The following is a 14,708-nucleotide window of genomic DNA, read 5'->3' as shown; positions in this document are numbered from 1 at the left end:
CCACAAGAATTCAGGTCGGGCGTATCGGTCCGCTACGTCCACGGCAACTGACAGCCCACAGAAGTACCGCGTCGGCGTCCGGGCACTTGCCGGCGCCCGCTGCGGAGGGAATTGTTTATTCAATCCTTGCCGCAAACATGGTCCCTTCTCGTTTCCGTGGATCCGAGGTTGGTTGCTTCCGGCGCATAATGCTTAATCTTCTTCCCCAAGAGAGGATCGGCGCTTCAATGAGGATGTGTAAGGCGATGGCGAGACCGATGGAGAGCAGGATGAGAGCGATGACTGTCCCGACGACCGACAGCAGCCACGGCCCATCAAAATTGGCGACCCATTTCACCAACGGGTAATGGACCATGTACAGCGAGTACGAAATCTTGCCCAGGTATTGCAAGACGGGCGAGAAGGATCGCCCTTCGATCTCGGCAGATACCACCGCATGGATAAGCAATCCCGCGCCAAGGCCATAGGTGGGTACGCGGGCGAACTGTGGATCGGTCGCTCCGTGCACGAAGATCCAGTACCAGCCGGCAAAGAACAGACCTGCTGAATAGGCTACGAGACGGAGTGAAAAGCGCAGTCCGCGGTTTATCAGGAGATAGGCGATACCAACGCCAGCGCCGAATTCCAGCACCAGCGGGTGGGAGTAGATGCCGAGTTGAATTCCGAAGTAGAGCGCGACGACGACCATACCGAGCCACGCGAAGAGCATTTCGAATAGCCGGTTCGGCTTGATCGCGACAATGATCGTGACCGCAGCATAGAAGTGAAGCTCGAAAGCGAGTGACCATGCTGGCCCTATGTACCAGTTCGGATATGTCCACGCGAAGATCGTTCCGGCGTCGAGTGCCGGACGTTCCCCTGGCGCCAGTATGATCCAGTAGGAGCTGGCGAACGCCGCCAGCAACACGAGCCAATAGACCGGATAAATTCGAAGGGCTCGTCTGAACGCAAAATTGAAAGGGTTGTGTTGTGCCGCCGCTGTTGTTGCGATGATGAAGCCGGAGATAACGAAGAAGATGTCGACACCGCTCGCAAGAATGGTCATCGCGCCTTCGGCAAGCTCCGGGCCCACCATATCGGGTCTCGCACTGACTGCATGCCCGCAGACCACCGACAGCGCCGCAATGCCGCGCATTGCCTGTACACCCGCGAACACCTGCGGCGTTTTAGAAGCTTGGCGTCTGGCCGAACCATCGCAGTAAGTCTCGCCCTGCGGCGGGAGTTCTGCCGCTACGAGGGACTGACGGGGACGTTGCATCTGGTGATCTGCTAGGTGCAGAAAAGACTGGTCACGCATGGGCCGCCGCCGTGGTCGTGAGCGGCAGCGGTGCCGGCTTGGCCATCTTGTGGTTGCGGGACAAGCGACGTCCAAGGCAATGAACGGCAACTATTGTCAGCAAAGCGATGACGGCCCCGGCAATGACATCGACGAAGAAATGACCGCCTCCGATCGGCGTCGCAGCGAGCATGACCGCGTTCCACAGCGCGCCCGGAATTCTCAACCACCGGATCGGCCACATCGCCCACACATAGAGGACAGCTAAAACGGCGTGAAAACTGGGAAAGGTCAGAACGGGAGCTAAGGCGTACACATCGATCACCCTGGTGACGCCCTGCCGGATCAATGGCAACTCGCGCAAAGTCGCGTAATAGCAAACCGGCTCGAAGTTCGGGTGGTCGGAGAGATCAAGTCCTGCGGCCCCATAAGCTCCCGTCGCAGGAACGAGCGTCGAGATGAAGGTGGTTCCGATCAGAGCTACGGCCAAGCCGAGCACAAACTCCGCCCCGCGCTGATGGAATCCGAACAGCGGCAGGAGGATAATCAACAGAAGCATCTGCTTATTAATGGAATCATAGGTGAGCGCGAACGCATGCAGCAGACCCGGCCTCTCGTCCACAAAGTGAACGTAGGCCCGGAAGTCCAATCCCAGCATGCGATCAAAGGCCAGCAGGCTGGATTCCTGCATTGGCAGATTCGCGGAGACCGCAATGTAGCCGATGGATACGAGAAGGATGAGAAACAGGACGGTCTGCGCTGGCAGCAGGAGTGTTGCATAGACCCTGGGACTGGCGGTCGAGGATCTGGCGTTGACATGCCCCATAAAGCCGTAGACCGCTGCCGCCCCACCTACTGTGAGATATCCGTTCCACTTGATGCTGAAGTCGGTCAGGAGAACGCTGACGCCGAATATCGCGGCGAGTGCGCCGATTAGCGCCCAATTCAGCCGAAGGAGTGAGAGTGACGGGTCAAACGGCGGCCATTCGAGCGGCGCATGGAGAAGCGATTGCGGCAGGGCCTCATCGCTTTCTTTTCTCATTGGGCATTCTCGCATTTCAGGAGAATGCTTATGACAGAACAACTCTTAAAAGAGTCACAATTCCAGCGTGTGTATTTCGTCAATCCCCCTCTGCAATAGAATTTCGGGAAAACTCGGCAATGCACGCATTCTTCGCCACGTCTTAAAGGTCTGCGATGAGGTGTCTCGGCCAGTGAGGCTGGAATATCTCAAATGGAGTCCAGTCGGCTGGCTATATAGGCGTCACGGATTTACGAGGACACCCACTCGCCGATGGAGCGTCCTTCGGCAATTCCTGCTGTGAACGACCCGCACCGGTCGAAAAGTGATGCAATCGGCTCGTTGAAAATCATTTCTATCTGTCGGTCGAATGCCTGCACATTGGCGCCCTTGTTCTTTCCACCGGAGGCTTTTGCGTCTGTCCTAACTTCTCGGGAGGTTCATCCTCGTCCACCGAAACTGATAAGCTATCGTATGAAACCTTATCAGTCAGCGAACTGACTCCATCGGCGAACTTCCTTGTCGGTTAGACGACTAACTCCAGTTTTTGGTCGACCAACGGCCTTGATTGATTCATTATCGTGCGCTACCGAGCCCCGTTTCGTATGTTATTCAGCAGTTGGTGGACCCAATCCATCTGGCTCGTTTGCTTATCGGACTGTGGAGTGAAGGACAGTCCACTACCGAGCAGGCTGCTGACGGCCCTTTGTCTCGTCGTACGCACTACACGCCACTGGCGGCCCAGCGATCGAGTCGCCCGACTCTCGATCGATTTGTTCGAACAATTGGCGGACTGCGTTCTTGTAGCCGTCCTGATTGCCAACCCCATTGTCAACTAGCGACTCAATTTGTGCCCCAAGGGTAATCATACGCGAGGCCACTTCGCGGCTTTCGATTCCGATTAGGTCCTTGCGATAGAGCTCCCAGAAGCGGCGGTAGTCTGCGCTGGACTTGAGGATCGCCGCATTCACCTGGGAGAGCCTTTCAACGACTGACCGAGTCTCCGAGTATAATTCTCTCCTGCGACGCTCTAGAGCGTCAAAGGACGGCGTGATGATGCTGCGATTGGTCTGGGCATAGCCAATCTCAGAATAGGCCCACTCAAGCAAACGGCGTGTGCGATCGATACCGACTATATCAAACGTCTTGCCCCCATTTCCCCGGCACAAAATCGCAAACTTTTCCTCAAGGTCGTTAATTGTGTCACGAACCTCGTTGCGTCGCTTGAAGAGCTTGGTTTCATAAGATTCCCAAAGCTTCTTCTGATCTGCGTCCGACACGTTTGCAAAGTAACCTGCTAGACGCAGCCGGAGTTCAATATCCTGATTAATGCCTTTTTCTAAGAATGAGGTGATGTATGTCTGATAGGCCTTCTGCCTGTCGAAGAGCAACGTTGTATAGTTGATCGCCGCAGGAACAAATATACCTGCGAGGCCAACTGCCATCGTACCCAACACCACGGTCCAAAGCTTCATCCGAGACTCGTAACGGCGGAGAGCATCCTCTCGAAGCTCCCTGCGTTCCGTTGCAGCTAGATCAGCAATTGGACTTGGCTCAACACTCTTGTTGTCGTCCAGCTCTCCGCCCATTGTCTCCCCATTTGCTTCAGTGGATCACTCTCCGACCCAGAGACATCTTTCGACACACTGTCCGGGAGAGCAACTTCAAACTTCGATCACGTGATCGCTGAGGTCCCGCGAGATTTCAATGGCACGTGGGACCGAGGCCCCCAAGTCGAGCGAAATCTGCACTACTGGTTAGATAATAATGTCCTCGGGAGCGCGAAGGCGTCGGACGTGAAAGGTCGATTCCAGCCCCGCAACGCTGTCAAACTTCTTCAACCCACCAAAATCGAGCCCGGTTTCTTCCTCAATTATCTCGATCGTTGTTTGGATGCCGTTCTCGACGAGCTCCTGAGGTGTAAATGGCTGCAGACCATCAAAAACCCGCTCAGCGCCTGTCAAATCATCGAGAAGATCTCCGTGTCCAACCTTGAAAGCCGCAGCGGCAATCTTCGTCGGCGTCTTTTGAATGACGGCCACTTTCCAATACTCGACCGGAACCTTGTAAGGCCCCTTCGGACGCTTCTTGCCATAGGATCCCGGGTCGCTTGCGCGGAAAATCGGGCCAGAAAAGACGGTCATGCGCTTGCGAGTGCGGTCACATTTCTCCAGGAGATAATCCTCGAGATTGCCCCAGATAGTATTGTTGAACCTAGCAACATGAGGGGCGGCGTTGGTGAAGTGGAACGTGTCCTTCACCGCTCGTTCGGATTCTTCTTGGTCACCCCAGGATGGATCAACCCGGCGGACCAAGTGACCGCGTTGGAAGTAGACGGACTCTTTGGCGACAGATTTTACATAGAAGTCATCGTCACACTGGCGTTCAACATCGATCCGCCCATCGCGCCGCCAAGATGTCTTGACCCCTGAATTACGGACGAGTTTGTTGCCATCGATGTTAACGGCTGTAAATCGCGCGAAGCGGCGCTCCGCATCGAATACAATCGAGAAGTGCGTATATTTCAGTTCAACTTCATCCCCGGCATTGATTAAGACTGCGAGTCTGTCGCGGTCCGCCGGCGATTTGACTTTTGGAAGAGCAATTTTGCGAGCCAGGAACTCTGGATCGTATCCTTCCGCATCCTCAAAAAACTCAGCTGGTGAGTCGACGGCTTGGTGTTCAAGACTTTCGTCATCCGCCGGCGGCGACAGCTCTGAAAGGATGAGTCTGGGAGCGCTGGCCAAACCAAATAACAAACGTTCTCGTACGACATTTGCGGCTGGATCCTCAAAACGCCGTTCGCCAACCATCGTGTAGATGGCGCTGATCCGAACCCCCTCGTTTGCAATCCACCCTTTCTCCTTCTCCCCCATTTCTGGTGTCCAAACCGTCTTTCCATCGCGCGCAAGCCTGCGATGTTCGGTGTCGTAGTCAGGCACCGCCTTGTGATGCAACGCGAGAACTTGCCACTGGTCGTTGAATACAGGGGCGCCAGAGGAGCCGGGCTCTGAATCGGTTGAATAGTGAATGAACTTTTCCGGATCAGTGCCTTCTACATCCTCGGCGGAAAGCGAAAGTATTTGACTGTCGCGGATTGCAATCTGCTTGGGCTGACCGCCGGGATGCTGAATGATGGAGACCCACTCTCCATCAAGAACTTTTCCTGATCGTGCAATAAGTGGAAGAAACCCGAATTCCGAAAGCGGCGTTCCGTCGAACGCGCGAGGGGAAACCTCGACGAATGACACATCCAGACTGGCGTCCGTGAAGAAAAGTGACGAGGGCATAACGTTGTAAACGCGGCGAAGAGATTCCACGCCATTCAGGTCATGTTGGTAATTAAACTCTGCGATCGCCAGGGATGCAGCGGGCGCATTTGGCAGGACGTGATGATTGGTCATAAGTAGATTTGGAGCAACCAGGAAGCCGGTTCCAAACCACTCACCAGAACCGTCCTTAAGCCGTACGCGGATGCGGGCGATCGATGCCGCAGCTTGCAGGCCCCGAGCGAGAAAATTGATGGAGCAGAGATTGCTCGCGCCGAGCACACGCTCGATCCCGTTTGGATCGCGCTCGTGTGGCTCGATCAATTTACGGCGAGTCTCGATCCGCTTGGACGTGTCCCTCGCGTCGAGGAGCACTTCACGATCGGTATATGCGAGCGCTTCACGATGCCCCTTTAACGCTTGCGCGAGAGCGGGTACGTCGACCTCCTTCACATCCGAGCGTACCTCCTCGATCCCACGTGCCTTAAGCGCCTGATGAGGTCCACCTCCGCCGCCTCCTCCTCCGCCGCCGCCGCCCGCCTTGCGGGTTCGCCGCGTTGCCGGAGACGTCAAGCGGCGGTACTGCACTCTCTGTCGGCTGCCGCGTCTTGTCCATATCACTCACACCGTTTTTGAGCGAAGGCGTCATTGAGAAGCTTCGCCAGCCGTACTCCGGCAACGGATAGCTGACGATCTAGAATAGGGCGAACCTTGACGAGGTAGGCGTCGTCAAACACGCCATTCGGCGGCTGAATGCTGAACAGATCAATCGCAGCACGATGGGTCTCGAGTGCCCAGCTTTCAACTGTGCCGTCTGTAAGGGAAGCGCTCGCTGAGGGCAGCCAAACCTGCTCGAGCCGATCAACATAAGACCCCCAGGACCAGGCGAGCTTACGAATGAGCCCCGAATCCCAGGCAGAATGAAAGTTGGTGTCTTCGGCCGCACTCCCGTTGGCCCCGTTACGGACGACAATGGTGACTTTGATGTCATTGCCGCCCCTGTCCTCCTTAATGGCATGAAGGGGCTGGTGCAGATCGCCTAGCAAATGAACCAGGAAGAGAAGTGCACGACGCCTCTCATCCTTCGGTTTTGCCAAGCACGCGACGACCCCCAGCTGTCGTGCTATTGCGGCGACGATGCAATCGCCTTGTTCGGGGTTTGGGGTACAATCGCGGACCGGGACGTAATCATTTTCAGCCAGAGGAATGTCGACAAAGTGCCAGCGCGAAGTACGCCGGTCTCGCGACCGCTCATCATCTGCCCAGTTTGATATCGAAGCGAGCGACACGCCCGGGCCAATGAGTTCGGCGGTGGCACGTAGAGTATCACCAGCGAGTCTCCTCTGCGCTATTTCCCCGACAATGCTGTGTCCTTCCTGGCCCCAAGTCCAAGCGGTCGTTTGCGACGCCATCCACATCAGGATTGCGCCAATGATCCGGCGCATCGCACGCTTCCCCTCGCTAATGAATCACAACCAAAGAATGATCAAAAGTCTTGTCACACGCGCCATGACAATACCGCCTCTGCTGTTTTCCGCAAGACGGACTCCGCCTCCAGAAACCAACGTCGTAGACACAATTGGCATCAGAGCCGCTACGGGCCTTACCGGGTGCGAGCGCGCCTAAGGCGCACAAATCTGTCGTCCTTCTGACTACAGGAATTCGGTTTGAACTCGATCGGGCAATGATCGCTTAGCCCTCGGCTCGGCGAGGTATCCTCTTCGGGTACATACTGCCGGCCCGGAGGCGCGGTGAAGACCATCGCTGCCTCCATAACCCACTGCGGCGAAATGCCGCTAAACTGTCTCTCCGGATAATCTGGAGGTATCCCGCGCTGGTCCGCGACAAAGAACGTGCTGCGAAGGCGGAAACACCCGCCCAAGCGCGCGCAGGCTTGCGATCTCCCAGAGCGCGTAGGCATCCGCTTCATGGCACCGCGGTATAGGCGAAGGTCTTCGAAACCATTGTCAGACTGAATTGGGCCGTCATACACTTTGATGGAGGGCAGTTCCTGAATATTCCCTGACACCAGCTTATTTTCGTCGAGTTTGGCTGCGGGTCCGACGGCACAGCAGTCAGTGCTTTGCGCCAGGGCCCCGTCGACCAAAGCGCGATGACAAGGGCTACAAGGACGCACCTCATGTCATACCCCGCCAGCCAACTGCATCGGTCTCAGATTCTCGCCTCTGTATTGTGCTGAGCTTGTCCGGGCAGTCTCGAACGTGTCGATTGCTTCACGCTCGCTGTTATTGTTCGATAACAGCGGAGATAGTTCGCCGGAGTTTTTGATTGCTGGTAACACGCGCGCACGAGCAACCACTTCAAAAAAACTAGCTCGCCACTTCAGATTGTGCAACTATGGAACGCATCTTTCGTCAATGTAACAACGCGCTCGATCGATGAGCCGCAAAAGATTTGAGACTGAAGGCTAGATATATACCGCAACGTATATTCATATTCCGCGACTTGGCCTTTGGCGCGCGCATTGTAGTCGCTTGAATCAGAAGTTCTTTTGCACAGGGCCCGGAAGAGGCCACGCAAGGTGCGCAGTGCCGCATTGCGGGGGACACATGATGCATTCCTCGAATACTCTCCTGCAAGCATCTTCGCTCTTGTTAGCGAAAGCATGCTCACGCGCTCGGGTCGCACTAAGGAGCTGTTGCAACGCGGCTCTGAAGCATTTGTTCATTCTCCCGCTGATGGTCCTTTGCTCGTGCACACGCGTGGAACTGATTGACAAATCGGCGGCGTACGACTCGGCGATTGCTACTTCGAGCAACGAGGCGATCCTTCTCAACGCGGTGCGCGCAAGTCAGCGGGCTCCGATGTCATTCGTTTCATTCGGCCAGGTGCTCGCAACTCCCACCTTTTCAGGAACGATTGCGACAAGCGCAAACTTCGATCCCGCAGGCTTCACATCCCAAAGCGTGAATCCAGGTCTCTCGATCGGCGGTGGCTTCAACTCATTTACAATGGATAATCTGAACACAACCGAGTTTGCCCAGAGGATGCGAATCCAAATTCCCATAGAGCTCGCTTACTATTTTGAAGCTCAGAAATGGCCGGAAGAGCTGATAGACCTGCTCTTGATCGGCTCGCTGACCGTTTCGCCCAGCCTCCAGAACACTATTTTGGCGAAGGCGGAGCAACTATGTTTCAGTCCAGCGACTGAGCGTGAAGCTCAAATCTGCGAGCGGATTGCGTCCCAGCAAGCTGAACTAGTGTCGTTACACTGCTTCCACTATGGGCGGCGGCCTGTCCTTTTCAACAGTGGACGGGACGCTTGCAGCATGTATCCCTTCCAGTTGTTTCTTCGGCAAACTCGGCTGCTCGGAATTAATGTACTGAGGGATTCTCGGATACGTGTAACGCTACGCACACCGATGGGATTGTTGTACTACCTAGGTGAACTAATAGCTGCGCAGAATTATTCAGAGCATCGGTTTGATCCGACCGTGCTCGTAGGAACATCGATCGGTTATCGAGCGGTGCCACTCTTTCAAGTTCGAAGGAATCTTCCCGCCCCGGCTGGAGCGGCTGTGACGGTCTCATACGGTGGCGACGCATTTCACATTCCGAGGCCTGCGTTCGGGTCGGTGGAGGAAGCTCGATCGCTCCAGGTCTTAGATCTCGTGTCTCAAGTGATCGTTCTTCGTACGAAGGCTACGGACATTCCAAAGATAAACACCGTCGGCCTTATTGCGCCCGTGAGGTAGGTAAAGTGGCACTTCGCAGAATTTGAGCACTGCTGGTTTCATTATGCGTAGAGTTCCTGTAATCAGAGCACCGTTCCAGTATCACAAGCCTTAGACTGACAAGCTTTTTGCCATTTACTGTTCACTAGCTATCTTAGTCGCGTCGTGAGCCTAGCACCGAGCCCCAGGAGAGCCGGCCCAAGCCGCCGTGAGGCGAGGCCACAGATTATCCCGACGACGATTGCAGTACGCACGTTCGACTCAACATCTTTGGTCTCAAGGCCCTTGATGTTGACTGCGACCGCACCACTCGCGAAGAGAGCCACGACGATAACACACATGATAGCGCAAGCGAGCGTGTCCAACGCCGCGCTCGAAAGGTCAAACTTTAGTTCCGCATACGTCTTTGGCGATACGTTCCTAATTGCTACAAGATACTGGATGACCAGAGCGGGCATCGATGACGCGACCGCAAAAGCATAGCTGGCAATCGAGGCGAGATCGAGTTGGGGCGCGTAACTCCAAGAGACAAGCCGCAGGCTGATGCCAAGCGCTACGGCGAGGGCAAATACCACTCCTGCCGCCTTCACTAGGCGGTTGCGAGCCGGTCTAAGGAACGTAGCCAACCGTTCCTCTAATAGCTTGTCGCGGCCCCTAATCTGAGCCAGAGCGCTCGCTGGATCGGCGTTCTCTTGGACAGCGCCGAGGCTGACGATCTGCTTAAGATCGCTCAGCCACTCATTCTGCTCGGACTCACTTTCGATGTACTCAAGAATGCGAGCGTAATGCTCGGTCGCAGTGGCAATAACCTTTTTCTGATCCGCCGGGATCTCGTTCCCACCGCGCGGCGCGAAGCGGAAGGCACCGGAATCACCATCATCGTCGACGATAATGTAGGCACCAGAAGCAGCTGGTCGTGGTGCTTTGGCCATAGTGATTTAGGGAAGCGGCTTGCCGCAGCTCGCACAGTTCGATGGCCTAGGGCCGGTCACTGGCGGCAGGCGATTCTGTGCATAGAGCTCAAATATGCTCTTTTTGATTCCCGGGTCCTCTCTTAAAATCTCCAATTCCTCCAGCAGCAGCGTGTTGTAAGGCCGGCTATTCTTCTTGGCGTCTGTCAATTGCTCGTAGAGCCAATCAAGGCTTTGCGTCAGGATCATTCGACCCTCCTGCATGCTGCAAAAAGGAATACGTGTCGAGCAGCTTCGCAGAATATACCAAGGGGGGCCATTGTGCCTAGCGCGCGACAACGCCTCATCGAACTAAAGGATGACAGAACGCAAAGATCCGCACTTCTGCGCGGTCCCGTCGCGCGTGTGTATAGCTAACTTAACGCACTCTCCTAGGTTTGGTGGTTGCAACTTGCGCGAAGTGAAAACATTTGCGAATTCTCACATGCGAGCGGCCGATATAACCGTGAACTGTTGCGTTTAGCGTTCGCAGGCAGACGAAGGGTCCCTGTGGATTATGCAGCAGGAGGGAACGCCGATCGGGTTTATGTCGGACCGGCCGCCGCTTCACCTCGCATGCGGACTCTAGCAACTAATAAGGTTTGCGACCAAACCTTATCAGCCGCCGAGGCGCCAGCCCCGCATCGAAGCGTTTGTACTCCGGCTGGCGCGCTCCTTGCAGAGCCAGAGAATGTCCGTCGGTCCTGGCAGGGAGCCGTTTCGCGATGAAACAGAAATCTCGAGTCCTTAAGCCGCGCAAGCCCACTGTGGCACACATGGTCTCCGATCTGGTGAGATTGCTTAAAGCAATGGAGGACGTTGAGCAGCTCAGAGAGAAGGTGCGGCTCGCTGAGAACAGCCAGAAGCCGCATTAACCGGAAGGCTCGTATCGCGAAGACCGTTCTTTCGCCCTCTCACCGGTCGTGCTTCATCCGTATTTTTATCGATTCAGCGAAGGCCCTATTGATCTCGCGCGCTGGTTGAGCTTGCATATCTCCTTTCGATGGGGGATTTCAGCATGCGCATTGAAGCTATTGGGCGGACCAGGCTGGCTTCACGACTCGATCACCATGCTCGTTCCCGGCCTCGGATGATCGGGCAGATAGCACGGGACTGCCGATTGATTGTCCCTCTCGCCTGAGCAAGATTGCAGAGACGTCTTGAAAGATGGTTGGCATCCTGAAGTTCGTGCATCGCCGGACGCTGGGCGAAGTCGAAGGTGGTAATGGTCCATCGGGCCGCCTGGCCAACTCCTTCAGCTCTCTGGAGATGCCCTATCTGACGCAATCGTCCGGAGGTGGTTTCCCGGCAAAGCGATCAGTCATCCAGTTCACCGCGGCCATCGTGCTCGCCTGTGCCGCGCGTCCGTGCCCGATACCGGGAAGGATGACCATCCTAACCTTGCTGCCAGCCTTGCACAGCTTGGCCATGTAGGACTTGGTAATCGCCGGCTGGATGATTTGGTCATTGTTCCCCTGCGCCAAAAAGATGGGGATCTCAGGGGAGAGTACGCCGACGCTATTCTGCTCGAGAAGCGATCGCCAGGGGTCGAGCTTGGTCGGATCTTGCACCGTCAGGAAATATTGCTCGAGTGGCCGCCCTGTCCTCTGCCTGACGATCAAGTCGAAAGGACTTTCGATGCATTCTTGCGCCAGCCTCTCGATCGCGGGGATCGCGCGCGGATCGACGACATTGTCGATAGCGGCTCCGTAGATTCGGTGCCACGACCATAGCGTCATCGCGGTAATATTCTTGCCCCCGATCGAGTTGATATCGTCGCTCATCAGCTTCGCAAGATCTGTCGCTGGCGCCGCCGCGGCGACACCAAGAAGCCTCAGCTCAGGGGCGTACGCGTTCGCCATCATGCCGGCGAAGAGCGCAGCTTGCCCGCCTTGCGAATGTCCCCACACCGTGAAGTCCTTGCCCTCGCCTACCCGGGGAAGGGAACGTGCCGCGCGCACGATGTCGATCACGGCGCGCCCTTCGCTCTCACCCACCAGATAAGGATGCGGGCCAGGCGTGCCGAGCCCCGGATAATCGGTCGCCGTGACGACGAAACCACGGGAGATCATCGAGCGAAGGCCCTGGATCTGCTGAAAGAGAAAAACCGCGAGGGAGGGCGCGCAGCGCGGGACGATGCCCGATGTAGGATGTGCCCAAGCAACGATCGGACGACCGGCGGACGGGGGCGCGCCCTGCGGAACAATGACGACGCCGGACACAAAGATTTGCCGGCCGTTCAGCCCCGTCGACCGATAGAGCACGCGATAGGTGGAGGCGCCGAGGGGAGCGCCATCCATCGGCTCCTGCCGCACCAGGGTGCCTGGAGCGCCAGCGAGCAACGATTCCGGCGCGTCATAAAATGGTGTCTGGGCTGACGCTATTCCCGCCATCCCCAAGAAAGCTGCTGCAATGAGCGCGTTTGGCCTCCATTCGCGCCGCGGGCGGCCAACGGAATTGAAGCATCGCATTGTCCAGCCCATGTGCCTACAGACCGTAAAGTATCTTCAGACTGCCTCTGGCACGAAGAGCAATCGTGGCGCCATCGCGCAGCAATTGCAATTTCTCGAGCCCTGCCGATTCGAGGTGGCCCTCCATGCGAAAACCGTCCTTCAACGGGCGCGTCAGGCGCTCGTTCGCTGCCAAGAGCAGGTTCTGATAGGACACGCCATAGTCGAGATAAGCGACACTCTTCAAGTGCGCCGTTAGCCGTTGCACGGCAGATGCAATCTGGCTGTCGTCTGACGAAGTTGTCATGTCGACATCGCCGAGTCTGAAGGATTTGGCGTTGGCGTCGACTGCTGGCGTGGTCGAGAGATAGATCCATTGGCCCGCATTGGGATCGGTGTCGGGGCTCTTTTCGATGCGCAGACCAATCACGAGTTTACCCGACGACGGGTAAATCTGGACCTCGCGCACGGATGCGTTCTGCGCCGGCATGGCTGCGATCACCTGACTGATCTTTTCCTTGAGCGCGTCATAGTTGATGCGGATCGGAAGAATGACATCGAAAGTGCCCGGCTCCGCCACCGCGGCGCTGAGCGGCGGTAAGGCCGCTGCTGTAACAGCTGGCGGCTGCTGTCCGATTGCGGTTTCGGCGGAACCGGTAAGTTCAAGCGATCCCCGCAATACCTTGTCGTCGGCGCGGACACCTGCGAAAGCCACGCTCTCCGGGGTCAGCTGCAGCCAGACCGGTGGATCCTCCGCGAGTCTGATTGGTTCAAATGCGTGGCGCCAAGCCGTCTCGGCCTTCGCGTGCAGATCAAGCGCGCGTGCCGCCGCCAGCGCTCGCGACCGGATGCGGCCTAATTGCGTCCGGATGTTAGGCTCTACATAAGGCGCAAGGTCAAACGCGCGGCCGAGGACGTGGAGGTAGGGATGTTCGCTCCAGTGAAACGAGTCGCTGATGTTGAGCTGGAGCGATCCATCCCTCCTCAGTTCGGGGCGAGCTTCGACCTCGATCGTCGCGCTCGCCTCGGTCTCGCCGCGAATGCGCGCCGTGAAACGGTTGGCTCCCTGGCCTTCGGCAGCGCCGTGTACGGAGACCGCTCCGAAGACGCGGTCGCCTCGGCCATAAAGCGAGACCGAGCTGGTTCGGTCGACGAAACCCCAGACGTCGCAATTGGCATTGACGCGGAAGATGAACACACGACGATGAACGCAGTTGATACGCTCGTCAATGGTGGCAAGTCGCTTTGGAATATCCCGCTCGATCGCGGCAGCAAGAGCCGGCAGCCCGAACTCGACCGTCGCAGAGATGCGCGAGGTCGTTACGAGGGGCGTTGCTGGATCCGGAATCAGCGCCGGTTTATCGGCGCTGAACGCGATTGATGGGAGCGCCCCCACAGCGAGCGCGGCCAGGCTGGCCACGCCCAGGTGTGATCTGCTCGAAGGGGGTTCCAGCCGACATGAAGGTGATGCAGGAATCATTCTAGTGCTCCAGGTTCAATGAAAACCAGAACCACAGTCGCCGCCCATTGCGCTCGCGACGATAGCGGCCCCATACGTTAGGGGTGGGGCGGCGAAAGCTGCTCGGACTCGGCTGTTTGGCATCCCGGAATGGAGCTACTGCCGCTATCCTTTAACGCTGGGGCGATCCCGCGCTTGAAAGCACAAGAAGCAACTTCAAGATGAGCGCCTGACCTCTCGCATGTCAAATGATAAATGACGCAACCATGGCATTGCGCCGCGGTGTTACGCCTCAGTTTCGCGCCACAAGCGGCCTCGACCCAGCAATAAATCGGCTGAAGCAGGCAAAAACCTATCACGCGCTTCCTCGCAATAAAGCTGATTTAACAACGGTGCAGCAGCTGGGTCGCTCTCGTTCTCGCACCACACAGTCGCCAGCGGTCCAGTCTTGATGCTGTAAGGTAGGGACTCGGCGGCTGGTCGACTTTGTTCGGTCAAGCCGACAATTTCCTGCAATCGCACGCGGCACAATTCATCGTTCTGAGACCGCCGGGAGAACGGCGATCCATTCGAGCGTGAGGCGTCCAA

10 protein-coding genes are annotated in these 14,708 nt (G+C 56.8%); 1 reads left to right on the top strand and 9 read right to left on the bottom strand.

What is annotated here, in order from left to right:
- Positions 1-115: 115 nt before the first annotated feature.
- The 5 genes from ACVWYQ_RS31110 to ACVWYQ_RS31090 all read right to left on the bottom strand — a co-directional run bounded on the left by ACVWYQ_RS31110 (position 116) and on the right by ACVWYQ_RS31090 (position 7,011).
- On the bottom strand, positions 116-1,297 hold the full coding sequence (locus tag ACVWYQ_RS31110; protein ID WP_456726744.1) for an acyltransferase family protein: 1,182 nt from the start codon (positions 1,295-1,297) through the stop codon (positions 116-118).
- A complete protein-coding gene (locus ACVWYQ_RS31105) occupies positions 1,290-2,318 on the bottom strand; it encodes a phosphatase PAP2 family protein (protein ID WP_456726743.1) in 1,029 nt (342 codons plus the stop codon). The genes ACVWYQ_RS31110 and ACVWYQ_RS31105 overlap by 8 nt, the downstream gene beginning before the upstream one ends.
- Positions 2,319-2,977: 659 nt before the next feature.
- A complete protein-coding gene (locus ACVWYQ_RS31100; RefSeq protein WP_456726742.1) occupies positions 2,978-3,772 on the bottom strand; it encodes a hypothetical protein in 795 nt (264 codons plus the stop codon).
- A 282-nt stretch (positions 3,773-4,054) separates the two neighbouring features.
- Positions 4,055-6,019, bottom strand: coding sequence for a DNA/RNA non-specific endonuclease (locus tag ACVWYQ_RS31095; RefSeq protein ID WP_456726741.1), 1,965 nt, complete (start codon positions 6,017-6,019; stop codon positions 4,055-4,057).
- A 164-nt stretch (positions 6,020-6,183) separates the two neighbouring features.
- A complete protein-coding gene (locus ACVWYQ_RS31090; protein WP_456726740.1) occupies positions 6,184-7,011 on the bottom strand; it encodes a S1/P1 nuclease in 828 nt (275 codons plus the stop codon).
- A 1,278-nt stretch (positions 7,012-8,289) separates the two neighbouring features.
- Here ACVWYQ_RS31090 and ACVWYQ_RS31085 point away from each other — a divergent pair.
- A complete protein-coding gene (locus ACVWYQ_RS31085; RefSeq protein WP_456726739.1) occupies positions 8,290-9,282 on the top strand; it encodes a hypothetical protein in 993 nt (330 codons plus the stop codon).
- A gap of 128 nt (positions 9,283-9,410) precedes the next feature.
- On the opposite strand, the gene ACVWYQ_RS31080 is transcribed toward ACVWYQ_RS31085, so the two are convergent.
- The 4 genes from ACVWYQ_RS31080 to ACVWYQ_RS31065 all read right to left on the bottom strand — a co-directional run bounded on the left by ACVWYQ_RS31080 (position 9,411) and on the right by ACVWYQ_RS31065 (position 14,141).
- Positions 9,411-10,193 carry a hypothetical protein gene (locus tag ACVWYQ_RS31080; protein WP_456726738.1) on the bottom strand — a complete coding sequence of 261 codons (783 nt, stop codon included), beginning with the start codon at positions 10,191-10,193 and terminating at the stop codon, positions 9,411-9,413.
- A gap of 6 nt (positions 10,194-10,199) precedes the next feature.
- Positions 10,200-10,421, bottom strand: coding sequence for a hypothetical protein (locus tag ACVWYQ_RS31075; RefSeq protein ID WP_456726737.1), 222 nt, complete (start codon positions 10,419-10,421; stop codon positions 10,200-10,202).
- 1,064 nt (positions 10,422-11,485) lie between these two features.
- Positions 11,486-12,511, bottom strand: coding sequence for an alpha/beta fold hydrolase (locus ACVWYQ_RS31070; RefSeq protein WP_456726736.1), 1,026 nt, complete (start codon positions 12,509-12,511; stop codon positions 11,486-11,488).
- A gap of 187 nt (positions 12,512-12,698) precedes the next feature.
- On the bottom strand, positions 12,699-14,141 hold the full coding sequence (locus ACVWYQ_RS31065; RefSeq protein ID WP_456726735.1) for a DUF4403 family protein: 1,443 nt from the start codon (positions 14,139-14,141) through the stop codon (positions 12,699-12,701).
- Positions 14,142-14,708: the final 567 nt, after the last annotated feature.

It is taken from the genome of Bradyrhizobium sp. USDA 3397, assembly GCF_054060965.1.
The sequence above is the reverse complement of the archived record's forward strand: the minus strand, read 5'-3'. Positions and strand labels throughout refer to the sequence as shown.